The sequence below is a fragment of the Winogradskyella psychrotolerans genome, assembly GCF_018860565.1.
GTDB classification, from domain to species: Bacteria; Bacteroidota; Bacteroidia; order Flavobacteriales; family Flavobacteriaceae; genus Winogradskyella; species Winogradskyella damuponensis.
On sequence record NZ_JAHKPS010000028.1, the window covers coordinates 241412 to 265333 of the forward strand.

The window sequence follows — 23922 nt, forward strand, 5'->3', positions numbered from 1 at the left end:
TTTTTACAAATATTTGTTAAAAATGAACACTTATAAAAGACAACGCTTGACTTCAATTTTAGCAAAAGTAACAACCATTGGCACCTTTGACGGTGTACACATTGGACATCAAAAAATACTAAAACAAGTTGTAAAACTTGCTCAAGATAGTGGTCATATTCCTGTGGTATTAACCTTATTTCCACACCCTAGAATGGTGCTTCAAAAAGATGTTTCCATAAAATTACTAAACACTATTGATGAACGAATAGATTTATTAAAAGCACATGGAATAAAAGAGGTTATTGTCAAAAAATTCACTAAAGAATTTGCTAACCTTTCTGCTAAAAACTATGTAAAACAGATTTTGGTAGACGAACTCAACACCAAACAAATTGTTATTGGTTATGACCATCACTTTGGAAAAAACCGAAATGCAAATATTAAAGACTTAAAAGAATTTGCCCAACTCTACAGTTTTAAAGTCGAAGAAATTTCTGCACAAGATATCAAAGATGTAACCGTAAGTTCTACTAAAATTAGAAAAGCATTAAACAACGGAGAAGTTGCATTAGCAAATTCTTTTTTGGGTTACAATTATTTTATTACCGGAACTGTAATTAAAGGAAAAGGCTTAGGAAGAACTATTAATTTTCCTACTGCGAATATTCATATTAAAGAGGCTTACAAATTAATTCCTCGAGATGGTGTTTATATCGTACAATCTAAATTTGAAGGTAACACTATTTTTGGAATGATGAATATTGGCTCTAATCCAACAGTTGAAGGCAAAACACGCTCTATTGAGGTTCATTTTTTCAACTTTAAAGAGAACATCTACAATGCTAAGCTAAAAATTGAATTCCTAAAACGTCTAAGAAGTGAAGAAAAGTTTGAAAATCTTGAGGCTTTAAAAATTCAACTTAAAAAAGATATGATAGACGCTTCCGATTATATAAAAACATTAAATGAATAAGTTTTTATTTAAACATATTGATAATTCAGGACTCATTATTTTTAGAGTCATTTTTGGATTACTATGTTTTTTAGAAGCAGTTGGAGCTATTTTTACAGGTTGGATACAACGCACCTTAATAGAACCTGAATTTACATTTTCATTTATTGGTTTTGAGTGGTTACAACCATTACCTGGCAATTGGATGTACATTTATTACCTCGTCATGGGTGTTTTTGGGCTCTTTATAATGCTAGGCTTCAAATACCGATTTAGCATGGTAATGTTTGCTTTAATGTGGACAGCCACTTACCTCATGCAAAAATCATCATACAATAATCATTATTACCTACTTGTTTTATTGAGTTTTTTAATGGTGTTTTTACCCGCAAATCGTTATGCTTCATTAGATGTAAAATTAAAACCATCGCTCAAAAGTATTTCAATGCCTAGTTGGTGTAAATGGATTTTTGTCCTGCAACTATTTATCCTTTATTCTTATGCTTCTGCAGCAAAACTCTATCCAGATTGGCTAGATGCTTCTGTTATTGAAATCCTAATGAGAAATAAAGCCAATTACCCTATTATTGGTGAACTTTTACAGCAAAACACCGTACATTATATTCTGGCCTATGGAGGCATTCTATTTGATGGTTTAATTATTCCTCTGCTACTCTTTAAGCCTACTCGAAAATATGCATTTTTTGCATCTATTTTCTTTCATTTATTTAACTCTATTGTCTTTCAGATTGGTATTTTCCCATACATGTCGTTAGCCTTTAGCTTGTTCTTTTTTGATCCAAAAACCATAAAAAATATCTTCCTAAAGAAAAAGCCCTTTTATGACGCTAATGCTATCATTGTTCCAAAATATAAACCCATATTAGTTTCGTTTTTCTCAATTTACTTTATGGTTCAAATGGCTTTACCTCTTAGACATCATTTCTTTAAAGACGATGTGTTATGGACCGAAGAAGGTCATCGCCTCTCTTGGAGAATGATGCTCAGAGCAAAAAGTGGTAGAACAACCTATTCTGTAATTAACGCCAATACGAATAAAGCTATTCCTATAAAGCTAGATGATTATCTGACCAAAAAGCAGCAACGAGGTGCAAGTAGTAAACCCGATGTTATTTGGCAATTTGCACAGCACCTTAAACAAGATTTTGCTAAACAAGGAATCCCTGTTAAAGTGTTTGTAACATCTTATGTAAGCGTAAACGGTAAACCCTCAAAACAACTCATAGACCCTAAAGTTGATATTGCAAACGAAGAATGGCACCATTTTAAGCATCACGATTGGATATTACCTTCAGAATAGGATTTAGTTGAGAATGAAAAGGTTGAAATTCGTGTCTAAAAAACAGAAACTCGACCAAGACCCAAATCCTCAGTCAAAATTGACCACTTTATATTTTTTTCTGCTTATTTTATTTTTACTTTTGTTTCCTGTTTTTACTGAGCTCAATTGGTAAAAACCTAAATTAAAAGATATGTTACAAGTTGCTTTTATTAAAGAGAATAAAGAAGACATCATAGCACGTTTAGCAAAACGAAATATTGATGCTACCGAAATGATTAATGAAGCTATTGCTTTAGATGAAGACCGTAAAGCACTTCAGACCTCATTAGATAATACAAAAGCAGAATCAAACGCATTATCTAAAGAAATTGGTAATTTGTTCAAATCTGGAGAAACTCAAAAAGCAAATCTTTTAAAAGAGAAGACCACGCAATTAAAAGAATCTACTAAAAACTTTGAACAAGAGCTAAACGACAAAGCTAATGCCCTTGCAGAGTTATTGTATAAGATTCCTAATGTCCCAAATCCTATTGTTCCTGCTGGAAATACAGACGAAGACAATGAAGAAACATTTAGAGAAGGTGATATTCCAAAATTACATGACGGCGCTTTACCACATTGGGAATTAGCAAAAAAATACAACATCATTGATTTTGAATTAGGAAACAAAATCACAGGTGCTGGTTTTCCTGTTTACATTGGTAAAGGTGCTAGATTACAACGTGCACTTATTGCATATTTCTTAGACAAAAACACTGAGGCTGGTTATACAGAATACCAAGTACCACATTTAGTCAATGAAGCGTCTGGCTTTGGAACTGGACAATTACCAGATAAAGAAGGACAGATGTATCATGTTACTTTAGATAATTTATATTTAATTCCAACTGCAGAAGTACCTGCAACAAATATTTTTAGAGACACACTTTTAAACGAAAGTGATTTACCTATTAGTATTACAGGTTACACACCTTGTTTTAGACGTGAAGCAGGAAGTTATGGTGCTCATGTTAGAGGACTAAATCGCTTACACCAATTTGATAAAGTTGAAATTCTAAGAGTTGAACATCCTGATAATTCTTACAAAGCTTTAGATAGCATGGTAAATCATGTAAAAGGAATTTTACAAGACTTAAAATTACCATACAGAATACTAAGATTATGCGGTGGAGATTTAGGATTTACCTCTGCTCTAACTTATGATTTTGAAGTATTTTCAACAGCACAAGACCGTTGGTTAGAAGTGTCTTCTGTTTCTAATTTTGAAACGTTTCAAGCCAATCGTTTAAAATTACGTTTTAAAAATAGCGATGGTAAAAATGAATTATGCCACACACTTAACGGAAGCTCTTTAGCATTACCTAGAATTTTGGCTGGTATTTTAGAAAACTGCCAAACCGAAAATGGTATTAAAATCCCAGAAGTTTTAGTGCCTTACACTGGATTTGACATAATATCTTAACGCCATAAATTAATTCATATTTTATGTGAATTGTTAAACAAATATGTATTTCATCGATTATTAAGGCATTTCTTCGTTTTATTTGAATATTTTTCAGAAGTTAGTGCTTCCAAATCAGAATAACCTAATTATGAAAAACTTAAAACGAATTGTATTACTTGTTTCATTAATTGTTATGGTAAGCAAAGTTTTGTTTTAACTATTTTCATTTAGAAATAATAAAACAGAACCAAGACAGAATAATTGAATCATATTTACAAAAATAATGGTTAATAGCACATTTATTTTGCTGGTAAATGCCTAAACTAAAGTTTAGGCATTTTTTTTGTGAAATGTTTTTAACTAACTTTTACAATATCTAGGTTTAGCATTTGTTATATTTGGAGTTATCTTAACAAAAACAGTTACATGCTACAGCGATTTTTCATTTTACTTTTTATTTTAGGATGGCATTCTGGCTTTGCTCAAAACAACGAAGCTCAAGCAGAAAGTTATTACAAGAAAGGAGAGTTTAAAAAAGCACTTATCATTTACGAGAACCTAGCTAAAGAAAAGCCATATAACTCTAACTACATTTATAAACTAATTGATATTCATCAGCAATTAGAGCAATATAAAGACGCTGAAAACATTATAGTACAACGGCTAGCAAAAAGACAAAATCCCGCTATGCTTGTTGCTTTAGGTTACAATTTTCAACTTATAGACAGTTTAAATAGAGCAAATAAACTATATGATGAAGCTATTGCTTTTGTAGATGAAAAACCCAACTACATTTATAGTATCGCACAAAAATTTGAAGATTATTCACTCTTAGACCAAGCGATTAAAGTTTACGAGAAAGGAAAAATTTTAACACCAGATAGAAATTACACAATTCAATTGGCTCGTATTTATGGTGATCAAGGCAACATAGAACAAATGTTTGCTAATTATATAGATTACGTAAATTTTAAACCTAACAACCTCAACAATATAAAACGTGCCATCACTGATTTTATTTCAGAAAATAAAGACAATGAGAACAATGTTTTTTTAAGACGACTACTTTTAAAAAAAATACAACAAGAACCAAAACCTTATTGGTATGATATGTTGAGTTGGTTATATATTCAAGAAAAAGCCTATAACAAATCCTTTATTCAAGAAAAAGCACTTTACAAACGTAATCCAGAAAGTTTAGACCGTATAATTGAATTGGCAGAAACCGCTAGAAAAGATAATGATGATGACACTGCAAAATCAATTTTTAATTACATATTAGAAACCACACAAGACAGAGCTACTGCTTTAATTGCTCATCAATATATTTTAGAAATAGATACTAAAACTGCAGACGAAAAAACCTTAAAACTTATTGATGAAACTTATAAGAATCTGTTTCTTGAGTTTGGCAAGTCTCAGTTAACTATTCCGCTACAGTTAGCCTATGGAAAATTCTTAGCCTTTAACCTTAAAGACACAAAAACTGCTACTAATTTCTTAAAAGAAAGCTTAGAACTAAACATTTCTTATTATAGAAAAGCTAAAATTAAATTGTTATTGGCCGATATTTTAGTGCTCCAAGAAAAGTTTAATGAAGCCTTAATTTTTTATTCTCAGATTCAGACCGAATTAAAAAACAGCACTATTGCGCAAGAGGCACGCTTCAAGGTGGCCAAAACAAGTTATTACAAAGGAGATTTTGATTGGGCAGAATCACAGCTCAAAATCTTAAAATCGTCAACATCTCAATTAATTGCAAATGATGCTCTAGATTTAAAACTCTTAATTTCAGATAACAAATTTGAAGACAGTTTACAAACTTCATTAAAATTATATGCTAAAGCAGACTTGTATGCTTTTCAGAATAAAACAGACGAGGCGATATCGCTTTTAGATAAAATTTTAGAAGAACACAAAGGTGAAAGTATTATTGATCAAACACTTTACCAACAAGCAAAACTCTTCGAAAAGAAAAAACAATACAGTAAAGCCGAAGCTAATTACTTAGAAATAATAAAGGATTATAGAGACGGTATTTTGGCTGATGATGCACATTACCATTTAGCAGAACTCTATAATACACCATTAGCAAACCCAGAAGAAGCCAAACAACTGTACGAAAAAATAATATTTGAATACCAAGACAGTATTTACTTTATAGAAGCACGACGCAAGTTTAGAATGTTACGTGGCGATAGTATTAATTAATCGTTCAGACTTTAGTTTGCATATTACCAATTATATCCAATAGCCTCAAGTTGACCTCTTTTCTTTTTATAGATATTTATGCTAAAGTTATAACACATTTACATTAGCACCTTTTTCAACTTTGTAAAACCGCAAAACCGTTTACTTCAAAATTCATACTTTTGCATCAAATTCTTATGACCCAAATATGATTATTTATAACGTTACCCTTAACATAGATAAAAGCATCCATCAAGAATGGCTTGAGTGGATAAAAGAACACATTCCACAAGTACTGGCTACAGGACTATTTAAAGAAGCCAAACTCACTAAAGTTTTAGTAGAAGATACCGAAACAGATACCTACTCGGTACAATACAGAGCGCATTCTAGAGAAGCGTTAAATTCTTATTATGCCGAACATGCAGAACGCTTAAAACAAGATGGATTACAACGTTTTGGTGAAAAAGTTCTATCTTTTAGAACAGAATTAGAAGTTGTAGATGAATATTCGGTAACTATAAATTAAGGTTTCTAAAGTAATTCTGCTTATCTCTATCTAGCTCTATGTATCTTTGCGTAACGACTAATTAAAAACATCCGTGTATTTGTGGCAAATCAACACCAAGTAAAAGCAAAAAAACATCTAGGGCAACACTTCTTAGAAGATGAATCTATAGCACAAGACATTGCAAATAGTTTATCTCTTGAAGGTTATAAAGATGTCTTAGAAATTGGTCCAGGAATGGGTGTATTAACGAAGTACCTTTTAAAAAAAGATACCACTACACATGTTATTGAAATTGACACAGAGTCTGTAGACTACCTAAAAAACAATTACTTAAACCTTGCCGATAGAATTATTGAAAAAGATTTTTTAAAATACGATTTAAACCTTGTTTTTAAAGACAAACCTTTTGCTATTATTGGTAACTTCCCATACAACATATCCTCTCAAATACTCTTTAAGACCTTAGAATTAAGACATCAAATCCCTGAGTTTTCAGGTATGTTTCAAAAAGAAGTTGCACTACGTATTTGCTCTAAAGAAGGTTCAAAAGTTTATGGTATTTTATCAGTGTTAACCCAAGCGTTTTACAATGCAGACTATTTATTTACAGTTCCTCCAACCGTTTTTAATCCTCCACCAAAGGTAGATTCTGGAGTATTATTATTAAAACGAAAAGAAAATTACACGTTACCTTGTGACGAAAAACTATTTTTTAGAGTTGTAAAAACAGGTTTTCAACAACGCAGAAAAACATTACGCAACAGTTTAAAAACATTCAATCTGTCGGATAATTTAAAAGCAAATACTATATTTGGGCAGCGACCAGAGCAATTAAGTGTTTCTCAGTTTATTGAACTGACTTCACTTATTGAAAATGATATAAATTAATTGTAATTGCGAGTATTGCGAAGCAATCTATCTCTCTATTAAAAAAAGATTGTTACGCCTTTTATCCTCGCAATCAAGGAAAGCATTAAGTGGAAGACATCCAAGAAAACATACAATTTCAGCTTACAGATGAACTTATTGAAAAGGTAGAAATCCTTGTCGAAGATCAAAATGACAAAGATTTAAAAGCTTTATTAAATGAGTATCACCATGCAGATATTGCCGAAATTCTAGATGAATTAGATTTAGAAGACGCGGTTTATGTCATAAAACTTCTAGATTCTGAAACCACTTCAGAAATCCTAATGGAACTCGATGAGGACATTAGAGAAAAAGTACTTAAAAATCTTTCTACCAAAGAAATTGCTGAAGAGGTTGAAGAACTAGATACCGATGATGCGGCAGATATGATTGCCGAGCTTCCTGAAGAAAGGCAAGCAGAAGTTATCTCCCAAATAGAAGATGACGAACACAGAGAGGAAATCCAAGAACTTTTGGCCTACGATGAAGACACTGCAGGTGGACTCATGGCGAAAGAATTAGTAAAAGTTTACGAAACTTGGACTGTTGCAGGTTGCCTACGTCGTATTAGAGGACAAGCCAAAGACGTTACAAGAGTACACTCAGTTTACGTAGTAGATAAGCAAGACAAACTTATTGGCAGATTATCTTTAAAAGATTTAATCATTTCTAAAAGCGACCAAAAAATAGCAGATATAGCTAAAGATAATGTGGACTGGGTTCATGTTAATGACGATGTAGAAGATGTTGCCAAAGTAATGGCAAAATATGATTTAGAAGCCATTCCTGTTGTTAATGACAATCAAACTTTAGTAGGTAGAATTACTATTGATGATATTATTGATGTTATAAGAGAAGAAGCAGATAAAGATTACCAATTAGCGGCTGGTATTTCGCAAGATGTTGAAGCAGATGACAGCATTTTTAAATTAACAAAAGCACGACTACCTTGGTTGTTTATTGGTATGTTTGGCGGACTTGGAGCTGCTAGTATTATTGAACAGTTTAATGACAATATGGGCAATTTTATTGTATTGCTTAGTTTTGTGCCGTTAATTCAAGCTACTGCGGGTAATGTTGGTGTGCAATCTTCGGCTATTGTAGTTCAAGGTATAGCCAATGGTACTATAGATGGTAAAATCTTAAAACGATTATTTAAAGAATTTTTACTAGGTTTGGTCAATGGTGTCGCAATTTCACTTGTTGCCATTCTTATCACACATTTTATATTTGGAACTCCATATATAGTATCTATAACCATAAGTATTGCGTTAATTGCTGTAATTATTATGGCTGCTATTATTGGCACATTTATTCCTATTTTTTTAGACAAAAGAGGTATTGATCCGGCTGTTGCAACAGGCCCATTTATTACCACAAGTAATGATGTTTTTGGTATATTAATTTACTTCTTAATAGCGAAATTGATTTTAGGAATTTAAGCCCCTAAAAACATCTAAATATTAAAAATCTGCTTAAACTAGTATGACTATGAAAGTACTACACCTAGACTCTAATCACCCTTTACTTATAAAACAACTTAACGCGTTAGGATTTACCAATCACGAAGATTACAAAGCCTCAAAATCTGAAATTGAAGCCAAAATTTCCGAATATGATGGCATGATTATTCGCAGTCGCTTTAGTATTGATAAGGCTTTTTTAGATGCCGCAACAAACCTAAAATTTATAGGACGTGTTGGAGCAGGATTAGAAAACATAGATTGTGATTATGCCAAAAAAAAAGGCATTCATCTCATTTCTGCCCCAGAAGGCAATAGAAATGCTGTTGGCGAACATGCTTTAGGAATGTTATTATCCCTATTTAATAAATTAAATAAAGCAGACAGAGAAGTTAGACAAGGCCAATGGTTACGAGAAGAAAACCGTGGGTTAGAATTAGACGGAAAAACTGTTGGACTCATTGGCTATGGAAATATGGGTAAAGCCTTTGCAAAAAAATTAAAAGGCTTTGATGTAGAAGTATTATGCCATGATATAAAAACAGGTGTTGGAGATGCCAATGCTAAACAAGTTATTTTAGAAGAGTTAAAAGCCAAAGTAGACGTATTAAGCCTTCATACACCACAAACTGCATTAACGTTAAACATGGTTAATTCAGAATTTATAAATGGATTTAAAAAACCCTTTTGGCTAATAAACACAGCACGCGGAAAAAGTGTAGTCACAGAAGATATAGTATCAGCTTTAAAATCTGGACAACTATTAGGTGCAGGATTAGATGTTTTAGAATACGAAAAATCATCTTTTGAAAATTTATTTTCTTCAAACACCATCCCAGAGGCCTTTCAATATTTAATAGAATCAGAAAATGTTCTTCTCTCTCCTCATGTGGCAGGTTGGACTGTTGAAAGCAATATAAAACTAGCACAAACCATTGTAGATAAAATTAAAGCAAAATTTTACTAAATTTATAACAGTGTTAAATCTAAAATCAAATGACATCAACAGCAACTACTCCCGAAGAATATATTACACAACTTCCCAAAGATCGGAAAGCACCAATTACCAAACTAAATGAACTCATAAAGAAACACATGCCTGAGGGACTAGAAGCGGGTATAAGTTATGGTATGTTAGGTTATTATGTACCAAAATCTATTTATCCTGATGGTTACCATTGTAAGCCTTTTCCGCCTTTGTCTTTTATAAATTTGGCTTCACAAAAAAACTTTATTGCACTTTACCATTCCGGTATGTATGCCAAAAAGGAATTATACGATTGGTTTGTAGCAGAATATCCTAAACATTGCAAATACAAATTAGATATGGGGAAAAGCTGCGTGCGTTTTAAAAAAATAGATGATATTCCTTATAATTTAATAGAAGAACTATTAGGCAAAATGTCTGTTGAAGAATGGATTAGCATTTATGAAAATACGATAAAAAAATAACATATAAAATACAGGATTTCAATAGCTGAAATTCTGAAATAAATTCAGGATAAAATGAAAAAAAGAGTTACGGGAATTGGCGGACTATTCTTTAAAACCAAAGATCCAAAAGCAGCAAAAGATTGGTATAAAAAACATCTTGGTTTTAATACAGACGATTATGGTTCTACTTTTTGGTGGAAAGACAAAGAAGGAAAAGACTGCTCAACACAATGGAGTCCGTTTGCAGAAGACACTAAATATTTTGAACCGTCAAAAAAAGACTTTATGTTTAACTATAGAGTTGAAAATTTAGAAGCGCTTTTAAAGGTTCTAAAAACTGAAGGAGTAACTATTGTTGGTGATATGGAGACTTATGATTACGGGAAATTTGCATGGATTTTAGATAATGAAGGCAATAAGATTGAATTATGGGAACCTATTGATGCTGCTTTTCAGTAATTCATATTTGTTTTTTTACTAAATTTAACGTTTTAACTTTTATACCAAATACTAACCTCTAAAACGATTAAAAATGTCAGATGATAATAAAAATTTAAGTGATGACCTAGATGATATGATAGGTGATGCTAAAGAAGGAGCAAAAAAAGCAGGAGATAAAATAAGTCAAAAAGCTAGCGAATTCTCAGAAGATGCTAAAGAGTTTGGTCGTGATGCCAAAGAAGCAGCTAGTGAATTTGCTGATGATGCTAAACAAGTATTCAGTGATGGTAAAAATGTTGGCATTATTGCTCATATGACCTTTATTGGCTGGATAATAGCTATTGTAATGAATAGTAGTAATAAAACCGAATTTGGTTCTTTCTACATAAGACAGATGTTAGGCTTAGTTATAATTGCTATAGTTACATCATGGATTCCAATTATAAATTTAATCATGTGGCTTGTCTTACTTGTAGCATGGATTATGAGTGTAATTGCCGCTTTAGGTGGTGAAATGAAACCAACATTTTTATTTGGTAAACAATTTCAAGAATGGTTTAAAGGCCTTTAAAAATATTAAAACCCAGAATGTTAATTCTGGGTTTTCTTTTTAGCATTAGTTTTCACTTTTATTAAATCTATAATCCAAAGGCAGAGTATCGCCAACACGTTGGTTGCCCATAACTCCACTAAAATAGACTCCAACAATTGGAGAATAATTGCCATACTTGTCTACATTGAATTTAGGAACAGATGTCTGTATCACTGAGCCTTGATCAATTTTATAATAAATATCCAATTTCTCTTTTAACATAACCGTTTTATAACCAAACGCATCTGTATCATAAATAGTAAAAAAATCATAAGGATTAACCGTAAAACGCTTTTGGGCAAACATATAACCATCCTCATCTAAAGACCCATGAAAAAGTGCTCGCATGAAGTGTTGTACAGATCCCTTAAAAGCATGGTCTCGGTGTTTTATTGTTTTAGATTTTTCAGATTTATTTAAATCTTTATAAAATGAAGTCCCAAAATAGACCACAGAATGTGTAGTAAATGTTTTGGTTTCTAGATTTACATATTTAAAGTTGACTTCAAAATCTGCAAGATCATAAGAGATTTCATATTGCAATGCCTTGTTTTTAATCTTAAGCACAGCATTTGAGCTTACGTATAAAGCTTTATTACTTTTATCATACTTTAAGACTAAGTCATCTTCATTTACTATTTTACAAGACTTACCAAACTCAGATGTTCCTAAAAATTCCTTTCTAAAAAGACGTAATTTTTGTCGTCTAGTTAAACCATCATCATATTCAATAAGCACTTCACTTAAAGCGTTATCTGCTTCAACGAGCTCTATAGTAATATTGTTTTGACTTCTATAATCGGAAATAAAAACTTTTTCATAGCCTAAATAAGAAATAACTAAAGTAGATTGTACAACGTCTGTATAAACTATTGAAAACACTCCATTGCTATCTGTCGTTGTACCTATTGTGGTATTATCAAAATATACAGCAGCAGTTTCAATAGGTTGTTGTGTTATTTTATCTACAACACGCCCTGTAAACGTTTGCGACACACAAAATAAAGGTAAAAGAAAAATAATTAGATAAGTTTTACTTATCATGATTATCCATGAATTTACGTTCTAACTCAGCTTGGAACTCTTCCATTACTGGTCTAACAGTACTTTCTGGTAGGTCTGCAATTTTTATATACATTAAGCCGTCAACCGCATTATTAAATAAAGGATCGACGTTAAATGCAACGAGCTTAGCATTCTGTTTGATATATTTTTTAAGTAAAACGGGTAATCGTAAAGCTCCTGGCTCTACTTCGTCTATAATCTTATCAAACTTATTTAAATCGGCTTCTGTTGCATCAAAAACAAAATCCTTATCTGCATCTTGAAGTTTTACTTTAAATTCTTTTTTAGGATGCACATATTGCGCCACATAAGGATCGTAATAATGAGACTTCATAAATTCAATCATCAAACTTTTAGAAAAGTTAGAAAACTGATTACTTATACTTACTCCTCCTATTAAATATTTATGTTCTGGATAACGTAACGTGGTGTGTACAATTCCTTTCCAAAGCAAAAATAAAGGCATTGGTTTTTGTTGGTATTCTTTAATGATAAAAGCACGACCCATTTCTATGGATTGGCTCATCATTTTATGTAATTCGGGCTCAAAACGAAATAAGTCTTGCAAGTAAAACCCATCGATTCCAAAACGTTCAAAAATTTTAGATCCTAAGCCCATTCTATAAGCTCCTGCAATGACATTTTTCTCGTTATCCCATAAAAACATTTGATGGTAGTAAGCATCAAATGTATCTAAATCAATAGCTTCATTAGTCCCTTCTCCTACTTCTCTAAATGTAATTTCTCTAAGCCTTCCTATTTCTCTTAAAATATTAGGAATATCTTTAGGAGAGGCTAAAAACACTTCGTAATTTTTGCTTTCTAAAAGCCTACAATCACTTACTCTAAGCTTATCTACCTCAGCAATCATCACTTTTGGTGCAATAGGAGTCACAATACGTTTGGGTATTTTGGCCACCTTTAATTGTGATTGAATATTATCTAAAATCTTAGGTTTATCTTCAAACGTTTTAGATAACATATACGTTTTTCGCCTTAAAAACTCTGAAAATTCGGGAAGACTAGGATGCTCTTTTTGATCTTTTACAGAAATTGCTTTTCCAACTCTAACCTTAATAACACGGCGTTTTTGAGTTAACAACTCCGAAGGTAATTTTGCTGTTCTAAGTGTGTCACTTAATTTAGAAAGCCTATAAAACAAACGGCTATTTTTAGCATGAAAATAAATAGGAACTACAGGCACTTCTGCTTTCTGAATTAATTTCATAGCCGCAGCTTCCCACTCCTTATCAACCACTAACTTTCCATCTCTATATGTAGAAACCTCTCCTGCTGGAAAAACCCCTAACGGGTGCCCTTCTTTTAAATGTAAAATTGCATTTTTAAAACCGGCAATACTGCTTGCCGCATCTTTTCTGCCTTCAAAAGGATTTACAGGCATTATATATGGCTTTAGAGGCTCTATACGATGCAATAAAAAATTAGCAATAATTTTAAAATCGCTTCGCTGTTCTATCATTAATTTTAACAGTAAAATACCATCAATACCTCCTAATGGGTGATTAGAAATTGTAATGTAAGGCCCTTCTTTAGGCAGACGCTTCATATCTTCTTCAGGTATTTCAAACTTAATCTGAAATTCATCCAAGATAGCATCAAGAAATTCTACATTACTAAGGTGTTTATTTCGGTTATAGATTTTATTTAGAGTAGAAATATTAAGCACTTTCATTAATACCCATCCCAAAAAAGTACCTAAGAATCCATACTTATCAGCATGGATTGCTTTAGCGACTTCCTTAGCGGTTACTAAACCAGTATCAGACGATTTCCCCATAAAACAAATGTAGTAAAGTTTATTTAGTTACAATTTGTACTGTTCCTTGCGTTAATTGCTTCAATAATACCTCTTTATCTTTTTCAAGCTCTTTTATAGCAGCATCATTATAATGCCTAATGGTATATAGACTTACATTTTCGTGACATGTTACATTGAATTTTGCTTTTAAATGCTGAAGCAATTTTTCTAAATTATCGTATAAATTATCTATACAAACAGAAAAACTAATTGCTGAATTCTGAATGACATCAACTTTCATTTTATACAAATGTAATAAACTAAAAATCTCACTAATATTCTCTTCCATAATATATGAAAAATCTAAAGACGATAAAGAAATTAAAGTCTGATTTTTTTTCACAATAAAACACGGAATCTCAGGAACTAGAGCTTCTCCTTTACTAACACATGTACCACTTCCCTCTGGGTTTAAAAAAGATTTTACATACAAAGGGATTTCTTTTCGTTGTAAAGGTTGAAGCGTTTTTGGATGAATTACAGAGGCTCCATAAAATGCTAATTCAATAGCTTCTCTGTATGAAATTTGATGCAATAATTGTGCATTTTCAAAGTAGCGTGGATCTGCATTTAATACACCTGGTACATCTTTCCAAATTGTTACACTATTTGCATTTAAACAATAAGCAAAAATTGCGGCTGTATAATCACTTCCTTCTCTACCTAAAGTTGTTGTAAAGTTATTAGAATCACTCCCTAAAAATCCTTGCGTAATATTTAAAATATTTACATCTAAATGAGATAAAATATTAGCTTGGGTTTTTTCCCAATTTACGTTAGAATGCCTGTAATAATTATCTGTTTTAATAAACTCTCTTACATCTACCCAATTATTCTTTAAACCAATATCATTGAGGTAATGGCTAATAATTGTCGTTGAAATTAATTCACCAAAACCAATAGTTTGATCATAAACATAATTGTAATCTGGTGATTTATTACTTTTAAAAAATGTATTTAATTCGTCAAAAAGTGCTTTTATATCTGAAAACACTTGGTGATTTTCATTTTCAAACAAATCGACCATAATGTCGTTATGACATTTAACAACCTCATGTATTGCACTTTGCAGTTCAGCTTTATTTTCAAAATAATTTTTGATAACCAATTCCATTCTATTGGTTGTCTTGCCCATTGCAGAGATTACAACTAAAGTGTTATTATAACCTGTAGTTTGCAATACTTGTGCTAAATTTTTTACACCGTTTGCATCTTTTACCGATGCTCCTCCAAATTTATAAACGCGCATTATAGTTGGTTTAAATAATTAGTAATTCCATTTTCGTCCAAATGCACCACATCCCAATCTCGCATTACATTTGCTCCTTTACTTTCATAGAATTTAATGGCAGGCTCATTCCAATCTAAAACGTCCCAACAAATTCGTTTTACACCTAAATCTTTTCCATACTTTACTACAGTATCTAAAAGTTGAGAGCCTAATCCTTTACCTCTACTTTTTTCGCTAATAATAAGGTCTTCTAAATGCAAAACTTCACCTTTCCATGTAGAATATCTAGGGTAAACTAAAGCAATTCCTTCTATAATATGGTCTACTTCTAAAACAAAACAAGTAAATTTTGGCTGAGTACCAAAACCATCTTTTTCTAAGTCAGAAACACTAACTTCTACAGCTTCTGGTTCTTTTTCAAAGGTCGCTAATTCTTGAATGAGTTCTAAGACTCTTGGCATATCTTCCTTTACGGCTAATCTTATCTGGGTCATTATATGTCTTAAATGAAAACTCAAATATAAACCAACTCTGTTGACATAACAATTAATTTACAACACGAAAACGTTATAGTTTGTTAAAAAATGCGATATTTGCTTGCTACTAATCAATAATTTACTCATGTCTAAAAGAAATCAAACCTTAGGAGAATTTATAATTGAAAATCAAACGTCTTTTAAATACACTTCTGGGGAACTTTCCCGACTTCTTAACTCTATACGCTTAGCCGCTAAAGTTGTAAACCACGAAGTAAACAAAGCAGGTTTGGTAGATATAATTGGTGCTGCTGGAGACACTAACATTCAAGGTGAAGATCAGCAAAAACTAGATGTATATGCCAATGAAAAATTCATACAAACCTTAACCAAAAGAAATATTGTTTGTGGTATTGCTAGTGAGGAAGAAGATGATTTTATTACGATTAATAGTCAAGATGAAAACCACCAAAATAAATATGTTGTATTAATAGATCCTCTCGATGGCTCTTCTAATATAGATGTTAATGTGTCTGTTGGTACTATTTTTTCAGTTTACAGACGTGTAACTCCATTAGGCACACCTGTTTCTTTAGAAGATTTTCTTCAAAAAGGAAGCGCGCAAGTCGCTGCAGGCTATGTGGTTTATGGAACCTCTACAATGTTAGTTTATACAACTGGTGATGGCGTTAATGGTTTTACATTAAATCCGGCAATTGGTTCATATTATTTATCACATCCAAACATGCAATTTCCTGAAGATGGAAATATTTACTCTGTAAATGAAGGAAACTATTTAGATTTCCCTTTAGGCATCAAAAAATATATTAAATATTGTCAGGAAGATGAAGGCGAAAGACCTTACACAAGTAGATATATTGGCTCTTTGGTTTCAGATTTTCATAGAAACATGATCAAAGGAGGTATTTATATGTACCCCAAAAGTTCTAAAAACCCTAAAGGAAAATTACGCTTGCTTTATGAATGTAATCCTATGGCATTTATAGCAGAGCAAGCCAACGGAAAAGCTAGCGATGGCTACACACGTATTATGGACATAGAGCCAACAGAGCTTCATGAACGCGTACCTTTTATTTGTGGCAGCAAAAACATGGTAGAAAAAGCAGAAGAGTTTATGCGTAATAATTAAGTCTAGAAAAAAGTAATAAAAAAAAGCAACCTAAATTAGGTTGCTTTTTTTTATAATATAAGATCTAAAACGACTATTTATTCATGTTTTTCATTTCTTCAACAAACGCATCCAAATCTAATTTGTCGTGTGCAAGAGCTAAAGCTTTATCTGCAATATATTTTGCATTTTGAGAATGAAATCCTAAGCCAACACATAATTTTTCTAATAACCAATGCTGATTTGGTCCTTCGATATCATCAACCCAAACCATACGCGCCAAATCATATAAACGCTCTAAACGCATATCATAAGATGTTGGTGGATTTATAGAATGTGTATCGTAATCTTTTAAAATTAATTTATAATCGGCTTCTGAGATATCTAATCGTGTTGCTAAACGATCTAAAAAAGCTCTTTCTTTATCAGTGATTACACCATCACTCATTGCAACTCTTACAATAGCTGCAAAATGGTCTTCATTACGTTTTTTAAATCCGCTATCGAATAAATCTGAAAATGACATATATATACTTTATTTATTATCTAATTAATAATTCTGAACAAATATAATTCTATTCAAAGAATTATCATTAGTGAACACTTCAAAAATTTTATATTTGCATCTTCAAACAAAGAAACTTGAGTAAAGGATCTATTGCCCAAACATTCGCACAGACTTTGCAACTGCAAAATCTGCAGACTGCTATTGCCCAAAGCGAAACAAAAACACATTTAAAAGGTCTTGTTGGCTCTTCATTTTCAATTACGGTTTCTGAAGCCTTTAAAACGGCCGACAAACCCTTTTTACTAATCTTTGACGACAAAGAAGAAGCCGCCTATTATCTCAACGATTTAGAACAACTCATAAACACTAAAGATGTGTTGTTTTATCCAGGAAGCTATAGGAGACCTTATCAAATTGAGGAAACCAATAATGCCAACGTACTCTTACGAGCCGAGGTTTTAAACCGAATTAATTCGCGTAAAAAACCGTGCATTATTGTTACCTATCCTGATGCGCTTTTTGAAAAGGTCGTCACCAAAAAGGAACTTGAAAAGAACACTTTAAAAATTTCTGTTGGCAACGATTTAAGCATCGAGTTTGTTAACGAAGTCTTATTTGAATACAAATTTAAACGTGTTGATTTTGTTACCGAACCTGGAGATTTCTCAGTAAGAGGTGGTATTGTTGATGTGTTTTCATTTTCACATGACGAACCTTACCGAATTGAATTTTTTGGTGATGAAGTAGATAGCATTAGAACGTTTGATGTAGAAACACAACTCTCTACAGAGCGCATTAAAAAAGTAAGCATCATTCCTAATGTGGCTAATAAAATGATTGCAGAACAACGCGAAAGTTTTCTAAAGTACATTTCTAATAAAACTGTTATTTTTTCTAAAAATGCAGCTTTAGCGTTTTCACGAATTGATGATTTTTATGAAAAAGCAGAAGACGCTTTCAAAAATTTATCTAGCGAAATTAAGCAGGCTTCACCTGAAGAATTGTTTTGTAATTCAGACTTATTAAAACGTCAGTTTTTAGAATATCCTTTTATCGAATTTGGAAATGAAGCCTATTTTGCTCAGCAACTTATAGCATTTTACACCAAGCCACAGCCAGCATTTAATAAACAATTCAATCTGTTAATTGAAGATTTAAATGAAAATCACGCTAAGGGCATCACCAATTATATCGCTTGTGTAAGCGAACAGCAAGCGAAACGTTTTCATGATATTTTTGATGACGCGGAACAAACCGTGCACTACAAAACAGTAGTGCTTTCACTTTATCAAGGTTTTATAGATACCGAACACAATTTAGCAATTTATACCGACCATCAAATTTTTGATCGTTATCATAAATTCCATCTTAAAAATGGTTATGCCAAAAAGCAAGCCATTACTTTAAAGGAATTAACAAATCTTGAAATTGGAGATTATGTTACGCATATCGATCATGGTATTGGTAAATTTGGAGGTCTACAAAAAATAGATGTTGAAGGCAAAAAGCAAGAGGCTATAAAATTAGTCTATGGCGAGCGCGATATTTTATACCTAAGTATACATTCACTTCACAAAATCACTAAGTTTAACGGTAAAGATGGCAAACCACCAACCGTTTATAAATTAGGAAGTAAAGCGTGGAAAACCTTAAAGCAAAAAACAAAATCAAGAGTTAAGGAAATTGCCTTTAACCTTATTAAGCTTTATGCCAAACGAAAACTAAAAAAAGGCTTTCAGTACGCACCAGATAGCCATATGCAATTGGAGCTCGAAGCTTCATTTGTGTATGAAGATACTCCGGACCAAATCACGTCTACAGCAGATATAAAAGCTGATATGGAAAGTGAACGACCAATGGATCGCCTAATTTGCGGTGATGTTGGTTTTGGAAAAACGGAAGTTGCTATAAGAGCCGCTTTTAAAGCCGTAGATAATGGCAAACAAGTTGCTGTTTTAGTACCAACGACGATATTGGCATATCAACATTCACGTACTTTTAAAGAACGTTTAAAAGATTTTCCGGTAACTGTTGATTATGTTAACCGTTTTAAAACAGCTAAAGAAAAACGCGAAACTTTAGAAGGTTTAGAAAAAGGAAACATTGATATTATTATTGGTACGCATCAATTGGCTAGCAAAAACGTAAAATTTAAAGATTTAGGCTTACTAATTGTTGATGAAGAACAAAAATTTGGAGTCGCTGTTAAAGAAAAACTGAGAACCATTAAGGAGAATGTTGATGTGTTAACATTAACAGCCACGCCTATTCCTAGAACGCTTCAATTTAGTTTGATGGCTGCTAGAGATTTATCCGTTATTAATACAGCTCCACCAAACCGTTATCCTATTGAGAGTCATGTGATTCGTTTTGGAGAAGAAACCATGAGAGATGCGGTGAGTTATGAGATTCAGCGTGGTGGTCAAGTATTTTTTATTCATAATAGAATTGAAAATATAAAAGAAGTTGCTGGAATGATTCAGCGATTAGTGCCTGATGCCAAAATTGGTATTGGTCATGGGCAACTCGATGGTAAAAAATTAGAAAATCTCATGCTCGCGTTTATGAATGGTGAGTTTGATGTCTTGGTGAGTACCACGATTATAGAAAGTGGCTTAGATGTCCCAAATGCAAATACCATTTTTGTTAATAACGCTAACAATTTTGGTTTAAGCGATTTACACCAAATGCGAGGTCGTGTTGGTCGTAGTAACAAAAAAGCCTTTTGTTATTTTATTACGCCAGAATATTCGGCAATGACAGCCGATGCTAGAAAACGAATTTCAGCCTTAGAACAATTTACAGAATTGGGTAGCGGGTTTAACATTGCGATGAAGGATTTAGAAATTCGTGGTGCAGGTGATTTACTAGGAGGAGAACAAAGTGGATTTATTAATGATATTGGTTTTGACACCTATCAGAAAATTTTAAATGAAGCCATAGACGAATTAAAAGAAACGGAGTTTTCAGATTTATATAAAGATGACGGTAAGCCAAAGGAATATGTAAAAGACATAACTATAGATACCGATTTTGAGTTACTATTTCCAGACGATTACATCAACAATATTACTGAACGTTTAAATCTCTACACCAAATTAAACGCGATTAAAACCGAAGAAGAACTCGCTAAATTTGAAACTGAAATTATTGACCGATTTGGAGAACTACCAACACAGGTTTCAGATTTATTAGATAGTGTACGACTTAAATGGATTGCCACAAAAATGGGCATTGAAAAACTGATTATGAAGCAAGGCAAAATGATTGGTTATTTTATTCAAGATCAACAAAGTGGCTTTTATCAGAGTGAGGCATTTACTAAAGTCTTACAATTTGTACAGATGAATGCAAGTAAATGTAAAATGAAAGAAAAACAAACCCGAAAAGGATTACGCTTAATACTAACTTTCGAAAAAATTAAAAACACAAAACAAGCACTTGCTGCCTTATCCGATATTAAATGAATGAAAAAAGTCATTTAAATCATCTTTTACTGCTCATTTTTGCAACAGTTTGCCTTAGCACTTCCGGTCCTTTGGGTAAATTTATAGACATGCCAACTCCTGTAATTATTTGGTGGCGCTCTATTTTAGCTGTAATTATACTTTTCTTGTTTTGTGCTTATAAAGGCATTAATTTAAAAATAAGCAACAAAAAAGATCGTCTCACCTTTTTTATCGCTGCTTTATTAATGGGTGGCCATTGGATTTTTTATTTCTATGCTCTAAAGCGCTCTAATGTAGCTATTGGCATGATTTCGTTATTTACGTTTCCTGTTATTATAGCCTTATTAGAACCTTTTTTTTCAAAAACAAAATTAGATCCTATACACATTGTACTAGGATTAATGGTACTAGTTGGCATATCTATTTTAGCCCCAGAATTCAATTTAGAAAGCAGTCAATTACAAGGTATTATGTTTGGTTTGCTTTCTGCTATATGTTATGCTTTAAGAATTTTAATGTTAAAGGAGCATATTGCTACCTATAATGGTACCATGCTTATGTTTTATCAAGTCGTAATTTTAACCATTATATTGGCACCTGTTTTATTTTTTATGGACACCTCTAATATTACAACACAATACCCTTACGTTTTGTTATTAGCTATAGTAACTACAGCTATTGGACATACCATGTTTGTTCAAAGTTTAAAATACTTTAAAGCTAGTACAGCGAGTATTATTGGTAGCACACAACCTATATTTGGAATTATAATTGCATTTTTTTTCTTGAATGAAATACCATCGTTTAATACATTTATTGGTGGCAGTTTAATATTAGCAACCGTAATTATTGAAAGTATTAGATCTAAAAAGATTAAATAGCGTTATAATGGCTTAATTATTGAGGGTATTCAGTGGTTAGCATTTTTGCAAATAAGGCTTAAGCATGAAAGAAATTTACGAACCAAAATTCGTCGAAAATCTGTTTGATAAAATGTCGGGGTCGTATGCTTATATGAATTACATCACTTCATTTGGATTTAGCGAACGTTGGCGAAAACAATGTGTTGAAGAACTACATATTGAAGACAAAAAAGTGATTGTGGATTTAATGACTGGTATGGGCGAATGTTGGAAGCACGTACTCAATAAGAACACTCTAAATTCACAGCTTATTGCCTTAGATTTTTCATCTGAAATGATAAAACAAGCAGAGAAAAACAAACTAAAATTTCCACATTCTAAAATTACAATTTTAAAAGAGGATGTTTTTCATAATTCAATAGAAAACGAATCTGCAGATTATATTATTTCAGGGTTTGGACTAAAAACGTTTAATGCAGAACAACTAAATGCTTTGGCAAATGAAATTGACAGGCTATTAAAACCAAATGGAACGTTTTCCTTAATTGATGTGTCTGTTCCAAAAAATAATATTTTGAAGTTTTTTTATCTATTATACTTAAAAAATGTCATTCCGCTTTTAGGAAGGCTTTTTTTAGGCAGTCCTGAAACTTATAAAATGTTAGGTATTTATACGGAAGCTTTTGGCAATTCAAAAAATGCTTTTCAAATTTTTAAAAGAGATAATTTTGAAGTCGAATATATCAATTATTTTTACGGTTGCGCAAGTGGCATAAAAGGCAAGAAAATAAAATAACAATTAGCAAACAGTTTTACAAAACATACAATATCATGAAAAAATTATTAATCCTATTTTTGGTTTTACCTTTAATATGTCAAGCTCAAAGTGTAAAAGGCACATTTTCACCCGCCGAAGATTTCAGCTATGCCTTTTTATACCAAGCTACGCCAGAAAGTGCTAATTACGTCGACAGAGGACAGCTTGACCGTACAGGTAATTTTGAAATCCAATTAGACTCTACCGCAAAACCTGGTATTTATAAAATTGTATATGCGATTCCGCCAGAAGAAAACAATTTCGATTTTATCTACGATGGAAAAGAAAATATCTCCTTTAATTTTAGTCAAGAAAATGGTGTAAGCTTTACAGAATCGGAAGAAAATAAACTTTGGAACTCTTATCTTAAAAGCATTGATATGGTTAACCAAACCATAAGCAATTACTTCGCTAAAGAAAACTCAGATAAAAAAGGTTTTAAAGCTATTTTTAAAACCTTAAAAGATACACAAACAGGCTATGAAGAATTGGCTCAAGGTAAATTAGTGTCTAGTTTTATTATCGCAAACAGACCTTATATTCCTACGGAATATGAAGACATCTCCACCTATTCAAAAAACTTAAAGCAACACTATTTAAGTCAGATTGATTTTAGCAATTACCTACTACAAAGCTCATCATTTTTAATAGATCGTGTTACGGCCTATGTGTTTAATATGGTAGAAAACCCAAGCAACGCCACTTATAAGGCGCATATTGACGATGTAGCAGCAGCTATAAACACCAATGACTTAATTATTAAAACAAGTTTATTGGAAATGATTTGGAAGCATTTTGTAGATCAAAAAAATCATGAAGTTGCTAATTATATTACTACCAATTATTTATTAGAACTAGCTAAGGCTACGGAAAATAATGTTTTACTAGACATGGTTATTTCTTTTAAAAACACCTCTATTGGGTCTAAAGCTCCTAATTTTGATATTACCTCTAACGGAAAAAACACCAACTTACATCACTTAAAAGGTGCAGAACATTATTTGCTTATTTTTTGGAGTAGCACTTGCAGTCATTGTTTAAGCGAACTACCAAAGGTTAAAGAAATGGTTGCCAACAAACCCAACTTAAAAGTTGTTGCCTTTGGATTGGAAGACGATAAAAAGAGCTGGAATAATGAAATTAAAAACTACCCCGATTTTATTCATCAAATTGGTTTAAATAAATGGGATAATCCTGTTGTAAAAACCTATGGAGTTTCGGCAACACCAATGTATTTTTTATTGGATTCTTCTAAAATTATTACAGAGAAACCTTATGAACTTAAAGATCTAGAAATTTTACTAAAGCAATTATAAAAACATTAAAAAGTAGACTATAGTCATA

The 23922-nt window shown here is 32.1% G+C and carries 21 protein-coding genes; 16 read left to right on the forward strand and 5 right to left on the reverse strand.

Going from position 1 to position 23922, the window contains the following annotated elements:
- The first annotated feature begins 22 nt into the window (after nt 1–22).
- The 11 genes from KO504_RS14820 (at nt 23) to KO504_RS14870 (ending at nt 11200) form a co-directional block, all read left to right on the forward strand.
- Complete coding sequence (locus tag KO504_RS14820; protein WP_215928100.1) at nt 23–955, forward strand: bifunctional riboflavin kinase/FAD synthetase; 933 nt, start codon at nt 23–25, stop codon at nt 953–955.
- Nucleotides 948–2255: an HTTM domain-containing protein gene (locus KO504_RS14825; RefSeq protein ID WP_215928102.1), complete on the forward strand. Its 1308-nt coding sequence runs from the start codon at nt 948–950 to the stop codon at nt 2253–2255. Before KO504_RS14820 ends, KO504_RS14825 begins: the two co-directional genes overlap by 8 nt.
- A 172-nt stretch (nt 2256–2427) precedes the next feature.
- Nucleotides 2428–3699, forward strand: coding sequence for a serine--tRNA ligase (gene serS, locus KO504_RS14830; protein WP_215928103.1), 1272 nt, complete (start codon nt 2428–2430; stop codon nt 3697–3699).
- Between the two features lie 408 nt (nt 3700–4107).
- Entirely contained in the window at nt 4108–5892 is a 1785-nt protein-coding gene (locus KO504_RS14835) for a tetratricopeptide repeat protein (protein WP_215928105.1), read from the forward strand.
- A 187-nt stretch (nt 5893–6079) separates the two neighbouring features.
- Entirely contained in the window at nt 6080–6400 is a 321-nt protein-coding gene (locus KO504_RS14840; RefSeq protein ID WP_215928107.1) for a DUF4286 family protein, read from the forward strand.
- Nucleotides 6401–6481: 81 nt separating this feature from the next.
- Nucleotides 6482–7270 (forward strand): 16S rRNA (adenine(1518)-N(6)/adenine(1519)-N(6))-dimethyltransferase RsmA, encoded by a 789-nt coding sequence (gene rsmA, locus KO504_RS14845; protein WP_215928109.1) that lies wholly within the window; start codon nt 6482–6484, stop codon nt 7268–7270.
- 89 nt (nt 7271–7359) lie between these two features.
- Nucleotides 7360–8733: a magnesium transporter gene (mgtE, locus tag KO504_RS14850; protein WP_215928111.1), complete on the forward strand. Its 1374-nt coding sequence runs from the start codon at nt 7360–7362 to the stop codon at nt 8731–8733.
- A 49-nt stretch (nt 8734–8782) separates the two neighbouring features.
- Nucleotides 8783–9721 carry a 2-hydroxyacid dehydrogenase gene (locus KO504_RS14855; protein ID WP_215928113.1) on the forward strand — a complete coding sequence of 313 codons (939 nt, stop codon included), beginning with the start codon at nt 8783–8785 and terminating at the stop codon, nt 9719–9721.
- Nucleotides 9722–9750: 29 nt separating this feature from the next.
- The gene (locus KO504_RS14860; protein ID WP_215928115.1) at nt 9751–10206 is read left to right on the forward strand and encodes a DUF1801 domain-containing protein; all 456 of its coding nucleotides are present in this window, start codon (nt 9751–9753) and stop codon (nt 10204–10206) included.
- Between the two features lie 54 nt (nt 10207–10260).
- Entirely contained in the window at nt 10261–10647 is a 387-nt protein-coding gene (locus KO504_RS14865) for a VOC family protein (RefSeq protein ID WP_215928117.1), read from the forward strand.
- Nucleotides 10648–10720: 73 nt separating this feature from the next.
- Nucleotides 10721–11200 (forward strand): YtxH domain-containing protein, encoded by a 480-nt coding sequence (locus KO504_RS14870; protein WP_215928119.1) that lies wholly within the window; start codon nt 10721–10723, stop codon nt 11198–11200.
- Between the two features lie 45 nt (nt 11201–11245).
- On the opposite strand, the gene KO504_RS14875 is transcribed toward KO504_RS14870, so the two are convergent.
- From KO504_RS14875 to KO504_RS14890, 4 genes are read right to left on the reverse strand one after another with little or no spacing between them, the layout of a single operon-like run.
- Complete coding sequence (locus KO504_RS14875) at nt 11246–12265, reverse strand: carboxypeptidase-like regulatory domain-containing protein (RefSeq protein ID WP_215928120.1); 1020 nt, start codon at nt 12263–12265, stop codon at nt 11246–11248.
- A complete protein-coding gene (locus KO504_RS14880) occupies nt 12255–14084 on the reverse strand; it encodes a GNAT family N-acyltransferase (protein WP_215928122.1) in 1830 nt (609 codons plus the stop codon). The genes KO504_RS14875 and KO504_RS14880 overlap by 11 nt, the downstream gene beginning before the upstream one ends.
- 19 nt (nt 14085–14103) lie before the next feature.
- A complete protein-coding gene (locus KO504_RS14885; protein ID WP_215928124.1) occupies nt 14104–15354 on the reverse strand; it encodes an aspartate kinase in 1251 nt (416 codons plus the stop codon).
- On the reverse strand, nt 15354–15830 hold the full coding sequence (locus KO504_RS14890; RefSeq protein WP_252723707.1) for a GNAT family N-acetyltransferase: 477 nt from the start codon (nt 15828–15830) through the stop codon (nt 15354–15356). Before KO504_RS14890 ends, KO504_RS14885 begins: the two co-directional genes overlap by 1 nt.
- Before the next feature lie 127 nt (nt 15831–15957).
- On the opposite strand from KO504_RS14890, the gene fbp reads away from it, so the two are divergent.
- Nucleotides 15958–16962, forward strand: coding sequence for a class 1 fructose-bisphosphatase (gene fbp / locus KO504_RS14895; RefSeq protein WP_215928137.1), 1005 nt, complete (start codon nt 15958–15960; stop codon nt 16960–16962).
- A gap of 73 nt (nt 16963–17035) precedes the next feature.
- Here the strand turns inward: fbp and KO504_RS14900 are convergent, their stop codons facing one another.
- On the reverse strand, nt 17036–17467 hold the full coding sequence (locus KO504_RS14900) for a TerB family tellurite resistance protein (RefSeq protein WP_215928138.1): 432 nt from the start codon (nt 17465–17467) through the stop codon (nt 17036–17038).
- Between the two features lie 116 nt (nt 17468–17583).
- On the opposite strand from KO504_RS14900, the gene mfd reads away from it, so the two are divergent.
- The 4 genes from mfd to KO504_RS14920 all read left to right on the forward strand — a co-directional run bounded on the left by mfd (nt 17584) and on the right by KO504_RS14920 (nt 23894).
- Nucleotides 17584–20916 carry a transcription-repair coupling factor gene (mfd, locus tag KO504_RS14905; protein ID WP_215928139.1) on the forward strand — a complete coding sequence of 1111 codons (3333 nt, stop codon included), beginning with the start codon at nt 17584–17586 and terminating at the stop codon, nt 20914–20916.
- A complete protein-coding gene (locus tag KO504_RS14910; protein ID WP_215928140.1) occupies nt 20913–21779 on the forward strand; it encodes a DMT family transporter in 867 nt (288 codons plus the stop codon). The genes mfd and KO504_RS14910 overlap by 4 nt, the downstream gene beginning before the upstream one ends.
- A gap of 64 nt (nt 21780–21843) precedes the next feature.
- Nucleotides 21844–22557: a class I SAM-dependent methyltransferase gene (locus KO504_RS14915; RefSeq protein WP_215928141.1), complete on the forward strand. Its 714-nt coding sequence runs from the start codon at nt 21844–21846 to the stop codon at nt 22555–22557.
- 35 nt (nt 22558–22592) lie between these two features.
- Nucleotides 22593–23894, forward strand: coding sequence for a TlpA family protein disulfide reductase (locus KO504_RS14920; RefSeq protein WP_215928142.1), 1302 nt, complete (start codon nt 22593–22595; stop codon nt 23892–23894).
- Nucleotides 23895–23922 lie beyond the last annotated feature (28 nt).